21 protein-coding genes and 1 riboswitch are annotated in these 20,338 nt (G+C 29.2%); of the genes, 20 read left to right on the forward strand and 1 reads right to left on the reverse strand.

The window, feature by feature from the left end; all coding sequences use genetic code 11:
- Positions 1-150 precede the first annotated feature (150 nt).
- Positions 151-1,101, forward strand: coding sequence for a trigger factor (tig, locus tag BMW96_RS08570; RefSeq protein WP_092354469.1), 951 nt, complete (start codon positions 151-153; stop codon positions 1,099-1,101).
- Positions 1,102-1,144: 43 nt separating this feature from the next.
- Here the strand turns inward: tig and BMW96_RS08575 are convergent, their stop codons facing one another.
- Positions 1,145-1,792 carry a GNAT family N-acetyltransferase gene (locus tag BMW96_RS08575; RefSeq protein WP_092354471.1) on the reverse strand — a complete coding sequence of 216 codons (648 nt, stop codon included), beginning with the start codon at positions 1,790-1,792 and terminating at the stop codon, positions 1,145-1,147.
- A gap of 82 nt (positions 1,793-1,874) precedes the next feature.
- Between BMW96_RS08575 and BMW96_RS08580 the strand changes: the two genes are divergently transcribed.
- The 19 genes from BMW96_RS08580 to BMW96_RS08670 form a co-directional block, all read left to right on the forward strand.
- Positions 1,875-2,681, forward strand: a complete 807-nt coding sequence (locus BMW96_RS08580) for a MerR family transcriptional regulator (RefSeq protein ID WP_092354473.1) — start codon at positions 1,875-1,877, stop codon at positions 2,679-2,681.
- Between the two features lie 50 nt (positions 2,682-2,731).
- Entirely contained in the window at positions 2,732-3,382 is a 651-nt protein-coding gene (locus BMW96_RS08585; RefSeq protein WP_244881294.1) for a Type 1 glutamine amidotransferase-like domain-containing protein, read from the forward strand.
- A gap of 16 nt (positions 3,383-3,398) precedes the next feature.
- Positions 3,399-3,701, forward strand: coding sequence for a hypothetical protein (locus tag BMW96_RS08590; protein WP_092354510.1), 303 nt, complete (start codon positions 3,399-3,401; stop codon positions 3,699-3,701).
- Between the two features lie 182 nt (positions 3,702-3,883).
- Positions 3,884-4,414, forward strand: a complete 531-nt coding sequence (locus BMW96_RS08595) for a nucleoside-triphosphatase (protein WP_092354475.1) — start codon at positions 3,884-3,886, stop codon at positions 4,412-4,414.
- Complete coding sequence (locus BMW96_RS08600) at positions 4,411-5,427, forward strand: ABC transporter substrate-binding protein (protein ID WP_092354477.1); 1,017 nt, start codon at positions 4,411-4,413, stop codon at positions 5,425-5,427. The genes BMW96_RS08595 and BMW96_RS08600 overlap by 4 nt, the downstream gene beginning before the upstream one ends.
- A 6-nt stretch (positions 5,428-5,433) precedes the next feature.
- Positions 5,434-6,426 (forward strand): FecCD family ABC transporter permease, encoded by a 993-nt coding sequence (locus BMW96_RS08605; RefSeq protein WP_092354479.1) that lies wholly within the window; start codon positions 5,434-5,436, stop codon positions 6,424-6,426.
- Complete coding sequence (locus BMW96_RS08610; RefSeq protein ID WP_092354481.1) at positions 6,426-7,193, forward strand: ABC transporter ATP-binding protein; 768 nt, start codon at positions 6,426-6,428, stop codon at positions 7,191-7,193. Before BMW96_RS08605 ends, BMW96_RS08610 begins: the two co-directional genes overlap by 1 nt.
- An 11-nt stretch (positions 7,194-7,204) precedes the next feature.
- Positions 7,205-8,608, forward strand: a complete 1,404-nt coding sequence (locus BMW96_RS08615) for a uracil-xanthine permease family protein (RefSeq protein ID WP_092354483.1) — start codon at positions 7,205-7,207, stop codon at positions 8,606-8,608.
- Positions 8,609-8,611: 3 nt separating this feature from the next.
- Positions 8,612-9,415: an FAD binding domain-containing protein gene (locus BMW96_RS08620; RefSeq protein ID WP_092354485.1), complete on the forward strand. Its 804-nt coding sequence runs from the start codon at positions 8,612-8,614 to the stop codon at positions 9,413-9,415.
- Positions 9,405-9,878, forward strand: coding sequence for a (2Fe-2S)-binding protein (locus BMW96_RS08625; protein ID WP_092354488.1), 474 nt, complete (start codon positions 9,405-9,407; stop codon positions 9,876-9,878). Before BMW96_RS08620 ends, BMW96_RS08625 begins: the two co-directional genes overlap by 11 nt.
- Complete coding sequence (locus BMW96_RS08630) at positions 9,878-12,169, forward strand: xanthine dehydrogenase family protein molybdopterin-binding subunit (protein WP_092354490.1); 2,292 nt, start codon at positions 9,878-9,880, stop codon at positions 12,167-12,169. Before BMW96_RS08625 ends, BMW96_RS08630 begins: the two co-directional genes overlap by 1 nt.
- The gene (locus BMW96_RS08635) at positions 12,169-12,753 is read left to right on the forward strand and encodes a nucleotidyltransferase family protein (protein WP_092354493.1); all 585 of its coding nucleotides are present in this window, start codon (positions 12,169-12,171) and stop codon (positions 12,751-12,753) included. Before BMW96_RS08630 ends, BMW96_RS08635 begins: the two co-directional genes overlap by 1 nt.
- 20 nt (positions 12,754-12,773) lie before the next feature.
- Positions 12,774-13,169 (forward strand): hypothetical protein, encoded by a 396-nt coding sequence (locus BMW96_RS08640; RefSeq protein WP_092354495.1) that lies wholly within the window; start codon positions 12,774-12,776, stop codon positions 13,167-13,169.
- Between the two features lie 17 nt (positions 13,170-13,186).
- On the forward strand, positions 13,187-13,756 hold the full coding sequence (locus BMW96_RS08645) for an NUDIX hydrolase (RefSeq protein ID WP_092354497.1): 570 nt from the start codon (positions 13,187-13,189) through the stop codon (positions 13,754-13,756).
- Positions 13,757-14,162: 406 nt separating this feature from the next.
- A riboswitch (Lysine riboswitch) is annotated at positions 14,163-14,330 on the forward strand.
- A gap of 56 nt (positions 14,331-14,386) precedes the next feature.
- Complete coding sequence (locus BMW96_RS14735) at positions 14,387-15,958, forward strand: ABC transporter permease subunit (protein ID WP_092354499.1); 1,572 nt, start codon at positions 14,387-14,389, stop codon at positions 15,956-15,958.
- Complete coding sequence (locus BMW96_RS08655) at positions 15,958-16,695, forward strand: amino acid ABC transporter ATP-binding protein (RefSeq protein ID WP_092354502.1); 738 nt, start codon at positions 15,958-15,960, stop codon at positions 16,693-16,695. Before BMW96_RS14735 ends, BMW96_RS08655 begins: the two co-directional genes overlap by 1 nt.
- A gap of 173 nt (positions 16,696-16,868) precedes the next feature.
- Complete coding sequence (locus BMW96_RS08660) at positions 16,869-19,430, forward strand: translation factor GTPase family protein (RefSeq protein WP_092354504.1); 2,562 nt, start codon at positions 16,869-16,871, stop codon at positions 19,428-19,430.
- A gap of 10 nt (positions 19,431-19,440) precedes the next feature.
- Positions 19,441-19,809, forward strand: a complete 369-nt coding sequence (locus BMW96_RS08665) for a hypothetical protein (RefSeq protein WP_092354506.1) — start codon at positions 19,441-19,443, stop codon at positions 19,807-19,809.
- Positions 19,810-20,088: 279 nt separating this feature from the next.
- Positions 20,089-20,338 (forward strand): transposase (locus tag BMW96_RS08670; protein ID WP_143050728.1); only part of this gene is annotated, 250 nt, incomplete at its 3' end.

A 20,338-nucleotide genomic window follows, 5' to 3' on the forward strand; every position in this document is an offset into this window, starting at 1 on the left:
AAAATCTATTTGTTTTAAAGCTAAAAATATTCCTTTATTTATATTAATAATTAAAATATGCTTTATAATATAACTTAAAATAAGAAATATTGCCTAAACAATAACAATTATGTTACAATTAAATGACCTCATATAGAAAGGAAATAAAGCATGAGTAAAATTAATAAGTTAGGACAATATAAAGGTGTCGAAGTAAAAGTAAATAAACAAGTAGTAACTCAAGAAGAAATTGATAACCAAATAAAAGCTCTTTTAGCTCAAAAGCCAACTCTTGAAGAAAAAGATGGAGAGGTTAGTAATGGAGATGTTACAACTATTGATTTTGAAGGATTTAAAGATGGCGTAGCATTTGATGGGGGAAAAGCTGAGGGACATCAATTAGAAATTGGATCAGGACAATTTATTCCTGGTTTTGAGGACCAAATGATTGGAATGAAAAAAGGTGAGACACGAGAATTAAATCTTACATTCCCTGAAAATTATGGTGCTCCAGATTTAGCAGGAGCTGATGTTGTTTTTAAAGTAACAGTTCATAAGATTGAAACAAAAAAAGAATCAGAATTGAATGATGAATTTGTTGTTTCATTAAATATTCCTGAAATGCAGACTGTAGCTGATTTATATGAAAGTATGAAAGCTAATATCCAAGCTCAACATGATCAAGCATATCAAGCACAAAAAGAAACTGCTATTTTTGATAAAATTTTAGCAGATAGTGATGTTGAAATTGATGATAGTGAATTACAAAAAGCTTTAGAAAAACATATTCAGCATATTAGTATGCAATTGGCTCAACAAGGAATGCAGTTGGAACAATATCTTCAAATGATGGGAGTAGATGAAACTGCTTTTCGTCAGCAAATTGAACCATCAGCTAAGCAGCAAGCTATATTTGAAGCTATTATTGATGAAATCATAAATGTAGAAAATATTGAAACAAGTGATGAAGAAGTTGATCAGCAAGTGGAATCAATTGCTTCATACAATAAAGTTTCTAAAGAAGAAGTATTACAAAAAATAGATCCAGAAGGTTTAAGACATGATTTTAATCGAGTTAAAGCAAGTCGTTTAATTGCAGAAAGCGCAATTGTAACTGAATAAATATAAAACCGACAGAATCCTGTCGGTTTTATATTACAATGAATTAAAATTTATCTTTTTTATAAGTGTTATTACATAAATAGTCATATATAAAAAAATTCATTTTTGTAAGTTGATTATTAACAATAAAATTATGTTCTTTTTCATAACGACGTATCATTCCCTGATGTTCATAAAAACCGTAATTACAACTTGTATCAGTAAATAAATAAAAATTATTTAATTTTTGTCTGTTCATGTATTCAATAACAGATTGAAATAGTACTTTACCGATACCTGTGTTTCTACAAGTGGAATTAACTACAAATAAGGATAATTCTGCTGAATATGGGGTGGTGCAGTTTTTTAAAAGTTGTTTATCTATTTGGCTGACATCTGCAAAAATCTTAGATACCTTTCTTCCTTCTTTTGTAAGATATAATGATAAAATAGCAAGAAGCTGCTTTATCCGATTTTTAAAAGGACATTTATGTTGTTTTATATCTTTTGCTAAAATAATTCCTACTACTTTATCTTTTAAAACAGCAACTTGTGAAAATGTATAGTTAGTTAGACAACTGCTTAAAAATACTTGAGCTAATTTATTAGCAGTCTTAGAATTACAAAACTTATCATACTGCCATGTTTCTCTAACAATATTCACTAATTCATTAAAATCCTGATTTTGATACTCTCTTAATTTTATTTCCATGATTTATTCTCCTTGTTTTTTGTTTTAACAACACATATAATAAAGTATACAGTAACTGTAAAGTCAATAAGGAGATTAAGAAATGAAAAAAAATCTTGTTCATTTAACAACAGCACAATTTGCTAAAATGCATAATGTTAATAAAAGAACATTACATTACTATGATAATATTGGTCTTTTTTCTCCATGTACAAAAGGTGAGAATGGTTATAGATATTATGAGATTTCACAAAGTATAGATTTTGAATATATTCGGATGTTGAAAGATTTGAATATGAGTATAGAAGAAATTAAATTATATTTAAGAAAACCTAGTCCTGATAAGTTTATAGAAATTGCTGAAACTAAAGAAAAAGAAATTGAAAATCAAATCAAAAAACTTAAACATATTAAAAAGATTTTACAAATAAAAAAAGAACAAGTAAATTTTTGTAATAATTTACAGGAACAAGAAATAAAAGTGATTAATTGTAAAAAAGAAAAAATTTCAATTATCCCTTATAGTTTTGTAGAAAATGATATATCAAAACTATTTGATTATATAAAAAAAATATGGAATTTAGAACAAATTCAAATGGGAGTAGGAGGAATGCTTTCGCTTAAAAAAGTTATGAATAAAGAGTTTGAACTATATGATAAGCTTTATACACCAGTTTTGAATTCTATACCATATGAAAAGATTTATACAAAACCAGAGGGAACATATCTATGTGGTTATCAAAAAGGAAGATGGGATAGGATACCAGAATTGTATGAAAAAATGATAGCTTTTGCTAAAAAGAATGATTTGAAATTAACTGGTTATGCCTATGAATTAGGATTGAATGAATTTGTGATTTCAAGCCAGGAAGATTATATTACACAGATTATGATTAAAATAGATAAGTAATATTACTCATAGTTTTGTTTTAATTAGATAGATTATATAGGAGATAGAAGATGAATATTTTATTAAGTTCATATGATTTTCATGAAAAATGGGCACAAGATGTAATGAAACCTTTATTGCGGGAAAATATGAAGGTAGTAGTTATTCCATTTTCTTTTGATAAAAAGGAAGTTACAAAAGTTGAAGAGTTTGATTTGCATTATGGAAAAAATGGTATACATACACCATATATTTTAAGACCATTTCATTTTTATGGAATTAAAGATATTGAGTTTATAGACTATTTTCGTGATAATATTGAAATAGCACATAAAAAAGTATTGTCTGCAGATATTATTTTTTTAACAGGGGGATTACCTGATCAATATCTTGATAGATTAGAAGAATTTAAATTGGATATTTTAATTAAACAGAGTAATGCTTTAATTATAGGGGCTAGTGCTGGAGCATTGATTCAAATAGATCATTATCATATTACTCCTGATGATGATTATCCTATTTATCAATATCAAAGAGGTTTAGGCCTAGTAAGTGGTTTTGAAGTTGAGGTTCATTATTGTCGTAGTCAAATTCAAAATCAAGGAATTGAAAGAGTAATAAAAGAAAAAGGACTTCCAACTTATACAATTGCTAATGATGGTGGTTTAGTTGTTGAAGAAAAAATAATTAAGCTATTTGGTAATGCATATTTAGTAAAATAAAGAAAGTAGGGATATTATGTTAGCAAGATTACATGTTATTATTTCAAGTGAAATAGATAAAGATATTAATACAGTTAAGCAGATATTATTACAAATTAATCCTGAATTTTCGATTTCACCAGCTCGTGATTATCAGGGATTAAAAGAACATAGTGAATTTTATTGTACGTTTAAGATTCATGAAAATGAAATTCAATCATTATTGGATAAATTAAATGATGATTGGGAAGGTGAAAGGGAGGATTGTATTTGTTATGGTTTTAATACTAAAATGTTTCATGAGCTGGTTTATTATTTAGAATTTACATTGTTTGATTAGTTTTGGGAATTGATATAAAAATAATTTACTAATATGAAACAGATTTAAAATATCAACACATAATAATTATGTAATTAAAGTCGGTTTATTGTAGAAAAATAGTTTATATGATATAATTTTTAGGCTTAAAGAGTTTAGAAATATCGTATAAGCTGTTTTTATTTATTAGATGGAGATTTTAAATGATAAAGAAAAATATTTTAATTACTGGTAGTAAAAATACTGGTAAATCAACTTTGGTTCAAAAAATATTACAACAATTTAGTGCTTCATATGCTGGGTTTCAAACTATTCCTTTTGAGATATTTGAAGCAGGTCCTACTTATTTAATGAGAGATTTGATTACTAAAAAACAAACGCCTATTTCAAAGTGTGTTGGTAAACGAATTGTCGGTATTCCTATAACATTTTCAACTTTTGGTAAAAGATGTTTAGAAAATTCGATAACTAGTAAACATTTATTTGTAGTGATGGATGAATTAGGGCGTTTTGAAAGAACTAGTTATGATTTTATTGATATGGTTAATAAAGTCTTATCTAGTGAAAAAATAGTGATTGCGGTATTAAAAGCTGAATCGATTGATTATTTAAGTTTGATAAAAGATAGACCAGATTGTTATCTTTATAATTTAGATGATTCTTTATTTGATGAAGTTTATCAGGATATTATTTCTAAACTAAATATTATATTACAAAGAGAGGAGAAAAAATGAAAAAGATTAGAAAAATACTAACTTTAACTTTATCGGTTATGATTGCACTTTCATTGGCAGCTTGTGCATCTAATAAAGATACAATAAAAAAAGAAACAAAAATCACTTTAACTGATCAGGCTGGAAGAAAGGTTTCATTAGATAAACCAGCTACAAAAATTGTTAGTTCATATTATATTACAACCTATGCCTGCTTATCATTAGAACTTGGGGATCAAATCGTTGGTCTTGAACAAAAGGCTGATACAAGACCAATTTATAAAATGGCTAAACCTGAATTATTACAATTACCACAAGTTGGTTCTATGAAAGGATTAAATTTAGAAGCAATAGCAAAATTAGAACCAGACTTAGTTTTATTACCAATGAAACTTAAAGATAACATTGATGCTTTAACAGATTTAGGAATTTCTGTTCTAGTTGTAAATCCAGAAAGTCATGAAGAACTAGTTGAAATGTTAGAACTAATTGGTAAGGCAACAGGGAAACAAAATCAGTCTAAAGAATTAACTGATTATTATGAAAAACAAATAAATATAATCAAGGAATATAGTACTGCTAAACAAACTGTTTATATAGGTTCTAATTCGTCTTATTTAGAAACTGCACCAACAGGTATGTATCAAAGTAAATTGATTGAAACAGCAGGTGGGGTAAATGCTGCAAAAGATATTGAAGGAGATTATTGGACAGCTGTTTCTTATGAAACGTTATTACAATTAAACCCTGAAGTTATTATAGTTCCATCTGGTGCTACATATAGTGTTCAAGATATATTAAATGATACTCAATTAACTTCATTAACTGCAATAAAGAATAAAACTGTTTATCAGATGCCTAAAGGAATTGAAGAATGGGATTCACCTATTCCCTCTGGAATATTAGGGACAATGTGGTTGACAAGTATTTTACATGAAAATGATTATCCATTTGATAATTTCGTAAAAGATGTTTCTTCTTTTTATAAAACTTTTTATAAATTTGATATTGATCAAAGTTTAATTATTAAATAATTTCAAATGAAAAATAAAAAGATATATTTAATCGCATTTATTATAATTTGTTTGAGCTTGTTTTGTTTTTCACTAACAGTTGGAAGTTATGATTTATCAATTAATGATATTCTCGAAATTTTAACTGGTACTAATAGTTCTTTGATTCAACAAAATGTTTTTTATAATTTACGCTTACCAAGAGTGGTTATGGGATTATTTACAGGCTTAGTATTAGGTTTAGCAGGAGCTGTTTATCAGATGTTATTTTCTAATCCTTTAGCTTCACCTGATTTGACTGGAGTAGCTTCAGGTGCAAGTTTAGGAGCAGCAGGTGCAATAGTAATTGGGGCTGGAACTACAGTTGAAAAAATGTTTGGTGCATTTATTTTTGGAATGTTGAGTCTTATTTTGGTTATTGTTTTAGTTAAAACAATGGGAATGCAAAAGGCTTCAGCTTACATATTAGCAGGAATCGTAATTTCTTCTTTAGCAGATGCAGGAATTATGATGTTTAAATATATGGCAGATCCTTTAGGACAGTTAGCTACAATTGAGTTTTGGACTATGGGGAGTCTTGCTGCTATCACTGCTGATAAAATGTGGGTTTCATTGTTTAGTGGATTAATTCCATTGCTAATATTATGTCTATTACATCGACAAATCGTAATTTTGTCACTAGGTGATGAAAATGCACAGTATTTAGGAATTAATGCTAAATGGCAAAGAGCAGTAATTTTGATTTTAACGACATGGATGGTAGCTTCAGTGATTGCCATAACAGGTGTAATTTCATTTGTTGGATTAATTGCTCCCCATATTACATATTTGATGTTAAAAAAAAGAACAGGTTATTTTTATATTATTAGTAGTTTAGTGGGAGCAGTTTTAATATTAGTTGCAGATATGCTGGCACGTATGTTGACTTCTGGGGTTGAATTACCATTGAGTATTTTAACAATTTTATTTTCCACACCAGTATTAGTATTTTGGATGTATAAACAAAGAGGAAAAATTTGATGAAGGAACTATTATTAGTAAAAGATTTTTCGGTTTATTATGATTCATTGATTGTTGACAACGTTTCGTTGACTTTGCATGAAAATGAATTAGTTGGGTTAATTGGTCATAATGGTTGTGGGAAATCAACGATGTTAAAAGGAATAATGGGTTCATTGAAGCATTCTGGAACTGTTACTGTTGAAAACCGTGATTTTATGACTATGCAAATGAAACAAAGAGCTCAAAATATAGCAATGTTAACTCAAAGAATAGAAGTGGTTGAAGGTATTAGTGCAGGTGAGCTGATTGGTTTAGGAAGTTATCCTTATTTACAGCTTAATCAAAAAATTAATATAAAAAAAGTTCAACAAATTGCTAAAAGTTTACAGATTGAATCTTTACTAAATAAAGATTATTCTATTTTAAGTGAAGGACAAAAACAGTTAGTACAAATAGCTAGAATAATAATGCAGGATACACTAGTATTATTATTAGATGAACCCGATAGTGCTTTAGATTTCGATAATCGTTGTATGATGTTTAAAACTTTACAACAATTAATTAAATTTAAATGTAAATCAGCATTAATTGTTTTACATAATCCATTATATGCATTAATGTATTGTGATCGGGTTTTGTTGATGGATAAAGGTAAAATAATTAGCGAAATAAAACCACAACTAGAAAGTTGTGAAGAAATCACAAAAAAAATTCAATTAATTTATTCAAATGTTATCATAAAAAGAGATGACGAATATCAACAATATTATTATTTAACAAGATGAAGGGGAAAGGTATGAAAAAAGAATATTCAGATCCATATAAATTTGAAGGAAAATTGCCATTAAAACAAGCTATTCCTTTAGGCTTGCAGCATGTTTTAGCAATGTTTGTTGGTAACTTAACACCAATTTTAATTATTACTAGTTCTTGTGCAGCAATGAGTGATGCAAGTGAGTTTGCAAAAATTCAAGTTTCGTTATTACAAAATGCAATGCTGGTTGCTGGAATTGTCACTTTAATTCAATTGTTTGCAATTGGTCCTATTGGTGGAAAAGTTCCGATTATTATGGGAACAAGTTCTGGCTTTATTGGTGTATTTCAAAGCGTTGCTAATGTAATGGGTGGTGGAATCATTGGTTATGGAGCAATTATGGGAGCTTCAATTATTGGCGGTTTATTAGAAACTGTTTTAGGTTTTATTCTAAAACCACTGAGACGTTTTTTTCCACCTGTTGTAACAGGAACAGTTGTTTTATCAATTGGATTATCATTAATTGGTGTTGGAGTTGGTTCTTTTGGTGGCGGAAGTAATGCAAAAGACTATGGTTCAGTTGAAAATTTATTAATTGCTTTATTTGTTTTATTTATAATTTTAGTTTTAAAACATGGAACTAAAGGTATGATGAGTTATTCATGTATTTTAATTGGGATTATTTGTGGGTATATTGTATGTATGATTTTACCAATGTTTTTATCTACAACAGGAATAGCTAGTGATGGAAGTGAATTTGTAAAATCTTGGGTTTTAAATTGGGATAAAGTTGCTAAGGCTAGCTGGTTTGCATTACCAGAATTTATGCCTGTTGCACCTGTATTTGATTTAAAAGCAATCTTACCAGTGTTGATCATGTTTGTAGTAACAGCAGTAGAAACAGTTGGTGATATATCTGGAGTTATTGAAGGCGGAATGGATCGTGAAGCAACTGATCAGGAATTATCTGGTGGAGTTATTTGCGATGGGGTAGGTTCTTCATTTGCAGCTTTATTTGGTGTTTTACCAAATACCTCATTTAGTCAAAATGTTGGTTTAGTAACAATGACAAAAATTGTAAATCGTTATGCTTTAGCATGTGGAGCTGTGTTTTTAATTTTATGTGGATTATTTCCAAAATTAGCTGCTTTGATTTCAATCATGCCCCAAAGTGTATTGGGTGGAGCTGCAGTAATCATGTTTTCATCAATTGTTATGAGTGGGATACAATTGATTACACGTGAACCATTGTCTGCTCGTAATATGACAATTGTTTCTGTAGCACTTGGTTTAGGGTATGGATTAGGTGCTAATAGTGCGATATTAACAGGATTACCTGAAGCAGTACAAATGATTTTTGGTGGATCAGGAATTGTTCCTGCAGCTTTTGTAGCGATTATTTTAAATGTTTGTTTACCTAAAGAAAAAAATGTAGAGGAGGCATAAACTTTGCTTACAATTCATAAATATATTCGAGCTAAAAGTATTGAGGAAGCTTATGAATTATGCCAAAATCGTAGTAGTGTTGTTCTTGGTGGGATGCTTTGGTTAAAAATGCAAAATCGTACTGTTGACTATGCTATTGATTTATGTGATTTGGGATTGAATTTAATTGAGGATAAAGGTGATGAAATTCATATTGGAGCAATGGTGAGTTTACGTCAGTTGGAAATAAATCCAATATTAAATGAATATACTCAAAATGCAATCAGAGAAAGTGTTAAAAATATTGTTGGGGTCCAGTTTAGAAACTTGGCTACAGTTGGAGGAAGCTTATTTGGTCGTTATGGCTTTTCAGATGTTTTAACAATATTCATGGCTTTGGATGCTTATGTTGAGTTATATCATGGTGGAATTATTCCAATTCAGGAGTTTGCAGCTATGCCAATAACTAAAGATATTTTGGTTCGTGTAATTATTAAAAAGGTTCCTTTACAGATAAAATATATGTCACAAAGAAACACTAAGACAGATTTTCCGGTTTTAACTTGTGCTATCAGTAAGCTAAACAATAATTATTTATGTGTAATTGGTGCTCGTCCTTTAAAAGCAATTGTTTTTGAGGATGAAAAAGGTTATTTAGATAATGGTATTACTGAAGAAACAGTAAAAAGTTTTGTCAATGATATAGCTGAACAATTAGTTTTAGGTTCTAATTTACGTGGCAGTAAAGAATATCGTCGACGAATTGCTAAAGTATTAATTAAACGTGCACTTATGGCTCTTGATAAGGAGGCTAATCATGGAAATTAAGATAAATTTGAATGGTAAGGATATTTGTAGGAATATTGAACCTGATATGTTATTAATTGATTTTGTTCGTAGTCTAGGATGTGTAAGTGTAAAACGAGGGTGTGACACAAGTAATTGTGGTTTATGTACTGTTTTTGTAGATGAACAGCCAGTTTTATCATGTAGTGTTCTAGCAGTTCGAGCAAATGGTCATAAAGTTGTAACATTGGAAGGATTACAAGAGGAAGCTAGTGAATTTGCAGCGTTTATTGCTGATCAGGGTGCTGAGCAATGTGGATTTTGTAATCCAGGATTTATGATGAATACAATAGCATTGTTAAAAGAAAATCCTCATCCTAGTGATGAAGAGATTTTGGCTTATTTAGCTGGTAATCTATGTCGGTGTTCGGGGTATGAAGGACAATTGCGTGGGATTAAAGCTTACTTGAGTTTTCAAGAACAAAAAGGAAAGGTGGGTAACTAATGAAAAATTCTTTCCAACAGGTTAATAAGCCAATTCGTAAAAAAGATGCCATGAATTTACTTTTAGGAAAACCAGCATATGTTGAAGATATTACTCCTGCTGATTGTTTGATTGTTAAAGTTTTGCGTTCTCCTCATGCTCATGCTTTGATTAAAGAGATTGATATTTCTGCTGCTTTAGCATTACCAGGAATTGAAGTGATTTATACATATAAAGATGTTCCTCAAGAACGCTTTACTATGGCAGGGCAAACTTATCCTGAACCTAGTCCATATGATCGTTTGATACTTGATCAAAGAGTTCGTTTTGTTGGTGATGCAGTAGCTATTGTTGCTGGTGAAAATGAAAAAGTTGTTAATGCAGCTATGAAACTAATTAAAGTTGAATATGAAGTTTTAAAACCAGTGCTAGATTTAAATCAAGCTAAAGATAATGAAATATTAGTTCACCCTGAAGAAAATTGGAAATCATTATGTTCTGTAGGTGCAGATAATCAAAGGAATTTATGTGCTAGTGGCAGTTGCCAGGAAGGAGATATTGAAAATATTTTCTTACAGTGTGATGAGGTATTTCAACGAATTTATCATACTAAAGCTAATCAGCAGGCAATGATGGAGACTTTTAGGACATACTGTCAAATCGATCCCTATGGTCGCTTACATGTAATTAGCTCGACTCAAATTGTTTTTCATGTTAGACGTATTCTTGCTAATGCATTAGGAATTCCTAAATCTAAGATTCGAGTTGAAAAACCACGAATTGGTGGTGGTTTTGGAGCAAAACAAACTGTAGTGGCTGAAGTTTATCCTGCGTTTGTTACTTGGATGACTAAAAAACCATCACGCATTATTTATTCACGAACAGAATCCCAAATTGCTGCTACTCCACGTCATGAAATGGAAATTACAGTTAAAATTGGGGCGATGAAAGATGGAACAATTAAAGCACTTGATGTTTATACTCTATCAAATACAGGGGCTTTTGGTGAACATGGTCCAACTACTGTTGGTTTATCAGGTCATAAATCAATTCCTTTATATTCTAATAATTTAGAAGCGTTTAAATTTTCTTATGATGTTGTTTATACTAATTGCCAAGCAGCAGGAGCATATCGAGGATATGGAGCTACTCAAGGAACCTTTGCAGTTGAATCAGCTGTAAATGAATTGGCTAGTCGCTTAGGAATTGATCCTGTCGAAATAAGAGAAAAAAATATGGTTCGTCAAGGACAAAAAATGAGTGCTTATTATAATGAAGTAGCAACAAGTTGTACTTTGGATAAATGTTTGAGTCATGCTAAAAAGCTATTTGATTGGCAAAACAAAGCAAAAGTCCGTGATTTAGGAAATGGAAAAGTTCGTTCTGCTGGTGTGGCAATGGCAATGCAGGGATCTGGAATTTCTGGGGTAGACGTTGGCTCAGCAACAATTAAACTTGATGATGAAGGATATTATACTCTTTTGATAGGAGCTGCAGATATGGGAACAGGATGTGATACTATTTTAGCACAGATGGCTGCAGAGTGTTTAGATTGTGATGTTGATAAAATTATTGTGTTTGGAGCAGATACTGATGCTTCACCATATGATTCTGGTTCGTATGCTTCAAGTACTACTTATGTTACTGGAAAGGCTGTTGAAAAAGCTTGTTATCAATTAAAAGAAAATCTATGTAAATTGGCAGCTGAAAAACTAGAGTGTTCAATTAAGGAACTTGAATTTACTAAAAATGGTATTAAAAACTTAAACACTGATACAATTATTTCTTTATCAGAATTAGCAGCTAAATCAATGTGTGGAAATAATATTTCAACTCAAGTAACTGTTACACATTCTTCACCAGTATCACCACCACCATTTATGGTTGGAATGGTAGAAATTGAATTAGATAAAGAAACTGGACAAGTAGATATTTTAGATTATGTGGCAGTAGTTGACTGTGGAACTGTTATTAATACTAATCTAGCAAAAGTTCAAACTGAAGGAGGACTAGTTCAAGGGATTGGAATGGCTCTTTATGAGAATGTTCAATATAGTGAAAAAGGTGCTATTGCTGAAAATTCATTCATGCAATATAAAATTCCAACTCGTTTAGATATGGGTAAATTAAGAGTTGAATTTGAAAGCAGTTATGAAAAGACAGGACCTTTTGGTGCTAAATCAATTGGAGAAATTGTAATTAATACACCTTCTCCAGCAATTGCACATGCTATTTATAATGCTACAGGAATATGGCTTAGGGAGTTACCAATGACACCAGAAAAAGTATTAATGGCATTACCAGAAGAATAATGAGAACATATATTATTTATTTAGCAGCTGGTAATAGTATTCGCTTTGGCTCAAATAAACTACTGTATAAAGTAAGGGGAAAAGAATTATATCGTTATGGTTTAGATAATTTAATTAAATTATCTTCTAACCGCAGTGATTGTAAATTAATTGTAGTGACACAGTACCTTGAAATAATAAGCTGTTATCCAGAACTTGATTATATATATAGTTCTAAATGTCAGGAGGGGCTTTCCTATTCAATCAAAGCTGGAATAGAAATGATTAATCAGCAGGATAATTTTCAAATTATGTTTGTTGTAGCAGATCAAATTTATTTAAATTATCAAACTTTAAATAAAATGCTTGATATTTATAATAATTCTAATTATTCTTTAGCTTCGATGATTTATCAAGGTCGAGTAGGAAATCCAACTATATTTGATGCGACCTATATTGAAGAGTTAATGAAATTAGAGGGTGATCAAGGTGGACGTAAGATTATTAATCAACATCAAGATAAATGTCTATTTTATCAAATTGAAAATGGACTTGAGCTATTAGATATAGACAAATTAGAGGATTTAATTGATGATTATCAATAAGAATGGATAAGGGAAAATAAATGGTAAATGAAGATAAGCTGTTAGATTTAATAATTAAATATAATTGTGATAAAGAGTTAAATAATCTAAAAGATATTTTAGATTATTTACAAAAAAATCCTCTATATCTTTTTACCACAATAAAAATTTCTAAACGCAAATTATTTCAAATACCAAAAGATGATCTGTTAATGATTCTAGATAACTTATTTATTATAAATGATAAACGATATTTTTCTGTTTTTTCTAATCAAAAAAATACCAACAGACAATTTAAATATTGTTTGTCAGTATCTATCTTTGAATGTTTACAATTAATGAAAAAGATGGATGATACTAATGAAATAATTATAAACCCTAATTTAAAAAATAATTTTAAGTTAACTAGAGATATTATTCAGTATCTTAAAGGGTAAGAAACTGGAGATTAAATATGATAGAATTAGAAAGATCAAGAAATCTCAATCTAATTAATGAATTTGAAGTTAAACAACTTCAAATTATTAAAGATTTTATTAAAGATAGTCCTAATGCTTTAACAAGAGATAATAAAACTGCTCATATAACAGTATCTGCCTGGGTATTAAATCCTACATTAAATAAAGTATTAATGGCACATCATAATATATATAATTCTTGGGCTTGGCTTGGTGGACATGCTGATGGTAACCATGATTTAGGTCAGGTTGCTATTAGTGAAGCGATGGAGGAAACTGGAATTAAAGATATTTGTTTTTTAAGTGATGACTGGATAGCAATAGACATATTACCTGTGCAATTACATTTTAAAAATAATCAGTTAGTAGATTTTCATTTGCATTTTAATTTTACTTTTGCTTTCATTGCTGATGATAAACAACAAGTTATACCAAAACTTGATGAAAATAAAGCTGTAAAATGGATTGCTCTTAATGAAATAGAACAAGTGGTAAAGGAAAAAGAAATGATTCCTATTTACCATAAACTAATAAAACGTGTTTTAAAACTAAGAAACAGAGCTTAAAAACTCTGTTTTTATTATTGTGTATTGGAATATGATATATATAGGAAAAATGATTGATAATCTAAATTGATATATAAATGATTAACTATTCTATTTTTATATTATAATTGTTTATAACATAATTTATTACTCTTAGTTAAAGCTGTTTGTTTTAATAATATATTTTTATTAAAACGAGTAATTTATTATGGAAATACTGAATTTTTAATTATTTTTGTATAAAAAAGAAAGTTATTGTCTAAAATAGATAATTTATATATTATTTTATTATTATAAATAATTTTTTAGATATGAATGTTTTGTTTTGAAAATAATCCTAAAATTATTATTTTTGGTTTAGGAAAATGATTTAAAACAAAATAATTATATATATTGACAAACTTTATTGATTAAGATATTGTTATGAGGAAAAAATAGAGGTTGCAAGGCATCAGAGTACTATAGTGAGTAGGCATACATTGATCTATAGGAAAGGTAATCTTTGCCGATAGATAATAGATGGCAATTTATTATCTAGGTGCTGTAGGAAATACCTACAGTACTCCTTCAGTAATGAAGAGGAGCTATTGACACAGAATTTTAGTCGTGTTAGTAGCACGACTTTTTAATTTTGTTTAAGGAGATAAATAGATGAAAAGAATATTAAAAATCTTTACAGTATTAGTTTTAGTACTTACTGTAATTATACCAGTTGTTCCTATAAAGGCTGAAGAAGAGAATGATAATACATTTGTTGTAGGAATGGAATGTAATTATGCTCCATTTAACTGGACACAAGTAAATGAGACAGAAACGGCTGTTTTTTTAGAGGGTGGGGGTTATGCTGATGGTTATGATGTAGCTGTTGCTCGTGAAATTGCTAAACATTTAGGAAAAGAATTAGTAATTAAAAAAATGAGTTGGGATGGGCTAGAACCAGCTTTACAAGCGGGGGTGATTGATGCCATTATTGCTGGTATGACTGATACTGCAGATCGTCGTCAAAGAGTTGATTTTACCCAGACTTATTATGAATCACAAATGGTATTAATTGTAAGAAAGAAAGATAAATTAGAAGATGCTAAGAGTTTAAAAGATTTTTCTAATAAAAAGGTACTGGGACAACTAAATACTTTGTATGATACTGTAATTGATCAGATTCCTGGTGTTAAACATGCTACTGCCTTAGAGGATTATCCAGCAATGGTAATGCAGTTAAATAATGAATTAGTAGATGCTGTAACTGCTGAATTACCTGTAGCTGCTGGAATTGTTGCAACTAATCCTGATTTAACATATGTTGAATTTGAAGAGGGAAAAGGATTTGATGTTGATTTAACAGATACTTCAGTATCTATTGCAGTAAGTAAGGAAAATTTAGAATTAAAAAATAAAATTGATGAATATCTTAATTCTATATCTGATGAAGATAAAAAAGAAATGATGGATGAAGCAATTGATAGAATTCCTGCTACTATCACTAGTTTAAGTGATAATATTTTTGTTGCAGCAAAACAGATTTTTGAAGTATATAGTTCATTATTTTTCAGTGGAATTGGCTCAACATTAACTTTAGCTTTTGGAGGAACGATTTTAGGGTTATTAATTGGACTAGTTATTGGAGCAATCAGAGCTATTAAAATTGAAGAAAGAGAACAATTATTTAGTAAGATCATAAAAAGAACTGCCTGGATTATTACAACCATATATATTGAGATTTTTAGAGGAACACCAATGATGGTACAAGGAGCATTTATTTATTATGGACTTAAAAATATTATTCATTGGGATCCATTTACAGCAGGAATTTTTGTCATCACTATTAATACTGGAGCATATATGGCAGAAATTGTTCGTTCGGGGATTCAATCAGTTGATAAAGGACAAACTGAGGCAGCTAGAAGTATTGGGATGAATAGTATTCAAACAATGGTATATATTATTTTACCTCAGGCAATTAAGAATTCTTTTCCATCTATTGGTAATGAGTTTGTAATCAATATCAAAGATAGTAGTGTGCTAAATGTTATTGCAGTTACTGAGTTATTTTACCAAGCTAAAAGTGTAGCTGGAAGCTTATATGCATTTGTACCAACTTATTTTGTTGTTGCATTGATTTATTTGTGTTTAACTTTCCCAACTACTAGAATTTTAAATTATATTGAAAATAGAATGAATTGTAAAAAAGTAATTACATTTGATAGTAAAGGGAGGGTAAAGTAATGGAATTAATTATTGAAGTAAGACATTTAAAAAAATCGTTTGGTAATTTAGAAGTATTACATGATATTGATTTTACTGTTTCAAAAGGTGAAGTAGTTACTATTATTGGAGCTAGTGGTAGTGGTAAATCAACTTTTCTACGTTGTTTGAATATCTTGGAAATTCCTAATTCTGGAAGTGTCATGTATCATGGAAAAGATATTTTAAAAGGTGAAATTAATGTTAATGTACATCGTAGTAAAGTTGGAATGGTATTTCAGGGGTTTAATCTCTTTAATAATAAAACTGTTCTTGAAAATTGTGTGATTGGTCAAATGAAAGTATTAAAAAGAAGTCGTGAAGAAGCAACTAAAATTGCGATGAAGTTTCTTGAAAAAGTTGGAATGGAAAAATTTGCTAAAGCTGGAAGTATTCAGCTTTCAGGTGGTCAAAAACAAAGAGTAGCAATAGCTAGAGCACTATGTATGGAACCAGAAGTGTTATTGTTTGATGAACCAACTAGTGCTTTAGATCCTGAAATGGTTAGTGAAGTACTTAAGGTTATGAAAGATTTAGCTAATGAAGGATTAACAATGATAGTAGTTACTCATGAAATGCAGTTTGCTCGTGATGTGTCTTCTAGAGTTGTATTTATGGATAATGGGGTGATTGTTGAAGAGGGGACTCCTGATCATATTTTTAACCATCCTTCTAAGGATAGGACAAAAGAATTTTTAAAGCGTTTTTTAAATCAATAAATTAAATATGTTAGTAATAAAAAGATTGTTGTAGAAATAAAATTTTCTGGCAATCTTTTTTACAAATATATAATTTTGAATAATTTATTTTCTTTAAATAACTTTTTAATATTATTGTAATTTTTATAATTATATTTATAATAATATTATTACAATATAAGCAGGATGATAAAATGAAAAAAATAGTATTAGGAATATTAGCACATGTTGATGCAGGTAAAACAACATTGACTGAAAGTGTTTTGTATTTAAGTAAAGCAATTCGTACTTTAGGGAGAGTTGATCATGGAGATGCATTCTTGGACTATAATGTCCAAGAAAGAAATCGGGGAATTACGATATTTTCAAAACAAGCAGTATTTAATTGGAATGATTGTCAAATAACATTGATTGACACTCCTGGTCATGTTGATTTTTCAACTGAAATGGAACGAACATTACAAGTATTAGATTATGCAATTTTAGTAATCAGTGGTATAGATGGAGTTCAAGTACATAGTGAAACGATTTGGAAGTTGTTACAACATTATCAAATACCAACTTTTATTTTTATAAATAAGATGGATAATATCCATGCAAATAAAGAAGAACTATTATCAGAATTAAAAAAACGTTTAAATGAACAGTGTTATGATTTTGAAAATCTTGATGATGATTTTTATGAAAATATTGCATTAAATAATGAAGTATTATTAGAATATTATTTAAAACATAATACACTTCCAAAAGAAATGTTAATTGAAGAAATTATAAAGCGCCAGCTTTTTCCATGTTTCTTTGGTTCAGCACTAAAAATGGAAGGGATTGATACCTTTTTAAATGAATTCACTAGTTATATTAAAGAAAAGGAATATCCAGAAGATTTTGGAGCTCGGGTATTTAAAATCAGTCATGATAAACAAGGTAATAGATTGACTCATCTTAAAATTACTGGTGGAACATTAAAAACAAAAGCACAAATTGGTAAAGATGAAAAGGTTGATCAAATTAGAATTTACTCTGGCAATAAATATCAATTAGTAAATGAAGTTAAAGCTGGAGATATTTGTGTTATCAAAGGTTTTAAGAATATTATGGCTGGACAGGGATTAGGAATTGAAGAGGAAATAATCCAACCTGTATTATCACCTTATATGGATTATCGAATTATTTTACCAGAAGATCATGATTGGCATCAAACATTAGAAAAATTATCTTTATTAGCTCAAGAAGATCCTCAATTACATATTAATTATAATAATCATACTCAAGAAATTCATGTTCAACTAATGGGAGCTATTCAAATTGAAGTTCTTAAAAACCTTATTAATGAAAGATTTGGATTAAATGTTAGTTTTGATCATGGTAAGATCATATATAAAGAAACTATTTTAGAAGCAGTAGAAGGAGTGGGGCATTTTGAACCATTGCGTCATTATGCTGAAGTTCATTTGCTTTTAGAACCAGGTAAACCAGGGAGTGGTTTGGAATATGGGGTTAATTGCAAGGATGAGGTTTTATCTAGTAGTTATCAAAGATTGATTTTGACACATTTAAAGGAAAAGGAACATTTAGGTGTATTAACTGGATCTGCAATTACTGATATGAAAATAACTCTTATCTCTGGTAAAGCACATTTAAAACATACTGAAGGTGGCGATTTTCGTGAAGCAACATATCGGGCTGTTCGACAAGGTTTAAAGTCAACCAAATCAATTTTATTGGAACCATATTTTGATTTTACTTTAGAATTACCTGTTGAATTTTTAAGTAAAGCTATTTATGATATTGAAGCAATGAAAGGATCTTTTGTTATGCCTGATATTCATAGAGAAGTTGTTAGTATTACTGGTAGTGCTCCAGTAAGCAGAATGCAAAATTATCAAAGTGAAGTAATTAATTATACTAAGGGTAAAGGTCGGTTAATATGTCAAGTTGCTGGATATCATCCTTGTCAAGATGAAGATGAGGTTATTAAACAAATTAATTATGATAGTGAAACTGATAAAGATAACCCGACTGGTTCTGTTTTTTGTAGTCATGGTGCAGGTTATAATGTTAAATGGGATGAAGTAGAGAAGCATATGCACATTCCTTTACAATTAAAAAAAACTTCTAGAATAGAAGAAAAATATCAGCAAACTACTAAATTTGATGATGCAGATAAAGAACTAGAAGAAATATTCACAAAAACTTATGGACCTGTTAAAAACCGTAATTTTATGAAAGAAACACCAAGAAAATTACTCAATGAACCAGTTTATAAACATATTCCTGAATGTTATCTAATTGATGGTTATAATGTTATTCATTCATGGCCAGATCTTAAAGAACTAGCTAAAGATAATCTAGATGCCGCAAGGTCACGATTGATTGATATTATGTGTAATTATCAAGGATATAAAAAGTGTATTTTAATTTTAGTTTTTGATGCTTATAAAGTAAAAGATAATTTGGGAAGTAGTTATAAGTATCATAATATTTATATTGTATATACTAAAGAAGCTCAAACTGCTGATATGTATATTGAACGTACTACTCATGAATTAGCTAGTAAATATAGTATTACAGTTGCTACATCAGATGCTTTAGAACAATTGATTGTTTTAGGACAGGGGGCCAAGCGAATTTCATCTAGGGAATTACGTTTAGAAATTGAATATTTGGATAAAGAAAAATTGGCTGAATTTAAAAGCCGTCAACCTAAAGGATATAATTATTTGTTACAAGATTTAAAGAAATATCATAAAGAATAGGGGGTAGATTATGAGTTTTAAATACAATCTCAATTATATTAGTGGAATTAATGAATATTCTAAACGAGCTATTTATACTTTAGTTATTGATAGAGATTGTTTTTATGTAAATGGTCTAATTAAAAAGAAGAAATTTTCATATAATCAAGTTATCAAAATAGTTTATGGTACAACAGATGAATTAAAAAGAAATATTGAAGAAGTAAATATAAATATTTTTGGTAATATTGGATTATTAGATCGCCGTTTAAATAAAAGACTTCATTATTGTTTAGTCATTGTTTTAGAAAATACAACTATAATCTTTGCAGAAGAACATGAAACAAGTATAAAGAATGCTTATCAAAAATTGATGAAAGTTTATGAACAATATCATTAAATATATTGGTTGTATCTTTATTGGAAAATAAAAACTAAAATTTATTATGAGTTATATATTCAAGTCTTCAAATAATTTTTGAAGGTAGAATATAGAGTTCATTGATAACAATTATTTCTATGATAACATTATAAAAAAATAGTAGGGGCTGTAACGAGTAAATAACTCATTTCAGTTTCAAAAAAACGAAAAAAAACACGGTCATCCGTGTTTTTTGGTATAATGTTAGTTATGAATACAACACTACACACAAAAAATTATAACGCATATCAACCGAATATGCTACTGGATTTTTCATTATCTTTCGAAAAAGATATTGCTCATGATGATATTTGTAGAACTGTTATTGAAGTTGCGGAAGGGATCAATGTTGCTAAGTATGTCGATTTCTCTAACAGAAATTCTTATGGGTATGATGGAGTTATGATGTTTAAACTTCTTGTTCTTGCCAAATCACTTTTTGGTTACTGTTCTACTAGAAGATTAGCTGATTTGTGCAAAACTGATATCAGATTTATGTTTATTGCTG

Origin of the sequence: Thomasclavelia cocleata (assembly GCF_900102365.1) — a bacterium.
Taxonomy (GTDB): Bacteria; Bacillota_I; Bacilli_A; order Erysipelotrichales; family Coprobacillaceae; genus Thomasclavelia; species Thomasclavelia cocleata.

What these genes read in the sequence shown, in the direction of transcription:
- tig (WP_092354469.1), top strand. Translation starts at nt 151, where the DNA reads ATGAGTAAAATTAATAAGTTAGGACAATATAAAGGTGTCGAAGTAAAA.
- BMW96_RS08575 (WP_092354471.1), bottom strand. Translation starts at nt 1,792, where the DNA reads ATGGAAATAAAATTAAGAGAGTATCAAAATCAGGATTTTAATGAATTA.
- BMW96_RS08580 (WP_092354473.1), top strand. Translation starts at nt 1,875, where the DNA reads ATGAAAAAAAATCTTGTTCATTTAACAACAGCACAATTTGCTAAAATG.
- BMW96_RS08585 (WP_244881294.1), top strand. Translation starts at nt 2,732, where the DNA reads ATGAATATTTTATTAAGTTCATATGATTTTCATGAAAAATGGGCACAA.
- BMW96_RS08590 (WP_092354510.1), top strand. Translation starts at nt 3,399, where the DNA reads ATGTTAGCAAGATTACATGTTATTATTTCAAGTGAAATAGATAAAGAT.
- BMW96_RS08595 (WP_092354475.1), top strand. Translation starts at nt 3,884, where the DNA reads ATGATAAAGAAAAATATTTTAATTACTGGTAGTAAAAATACTGGTAAA.
- BMW96_RS08600 (WP_092354477.1), top strand. Translation starts at nt 4,411, where the DNA reads ATGAAAAAGATTAGAAAAATACTAACTTTAACTTTATCGGTTATGATT.
- BMW96_RS08605 (WP_092354479.1), top strand. Translation starts at nt 5,434, where the DNA reads ATGAAAAATAAAAAGATATATTTAATCGCATTTATTATAATTTGTTTG.
- BMW96_RS08610 (WP_092354481.1), top strand. Translation starts at nt 6,426, where the DNA reads ATGAAGGAACTATTATTAGTAAAAGATTTTTCGGTTTATTATGATTCA.
- BMW96_RS08615 (WP_092354483.1), top strand. Translation starts at nt 7,205, where the DNA reads ATGAAAAAAGAATATTCAGATCCATATAAATTTGAAGGAAAATTGCCA.
- BMW96_RS08625 (WP_092354488.1), top strand. Translation starts at nt 9,405, where the DNA reads ATGGAAATTAAGATAAATTTGAATGGTAAGGATATTTGTAGGAATATT.
- BMW96_RS08630 (WP_092354490.1), top strand. Translation starts at nt 9,878, where the DNA reads ATGAAAAATTCTTTCCAACAGGTTAATAAGCCAATTCGTAAAAAAGAT.
- BMW96_RS08635 (WP_092354493.1), top strand. Translation starts at nt 12,169, where the DNA reads ATGAGAACATATATTATTTATTTAGCAGCTGGTAATAGTATTCGCTTT.
- BMW96_RS08640 (WP_092354495.1), top strand. Translation starts at nt 12,774, where the DNA reads ATGGTAAATGAAGATAAGCTGTTAGATTTAATAATTAAATATAATTGT.
- BMW96_RS08645 (WP_092354497.1), top strand. Translation starts at nt 13,187, where the DNA reads ATGATAGAATTAGAAAGATCAAGAAATCTCAATCTAATTAATGAATTT.
- BMW96_RS14735 (WP_092354499.1), top strand. Translation starts at nt 14,387, where the DNA reads ATGAAAAGAATATTAAAAATCTTTACAGTATTAGTTTTAGTACTTACT.
- BMW96_RS08655 (WP_092354502.1), top strand. Translation starts at nt 15,958, where the DNA reads ATGGAATTAATTATTGAAGTAAGACATTTAAAAAAATCGTTTGGTAAT.
- BMW96_RS08660 (WP_092354504.1), top strand. Translation starts at nt 16,869, where the DNA reads ATGAAAAAAATAGTATTAGGAATATTAGCACATGTTGATGCAGGTAAA.
- BMW96_RS08665 (WP_092354506.1), top strand. Translation starts at nt 19,441, where the DNA reads ATGAGTTTTAAATACAATCTCAATTATATTAGTGGAATTAATGAATAT.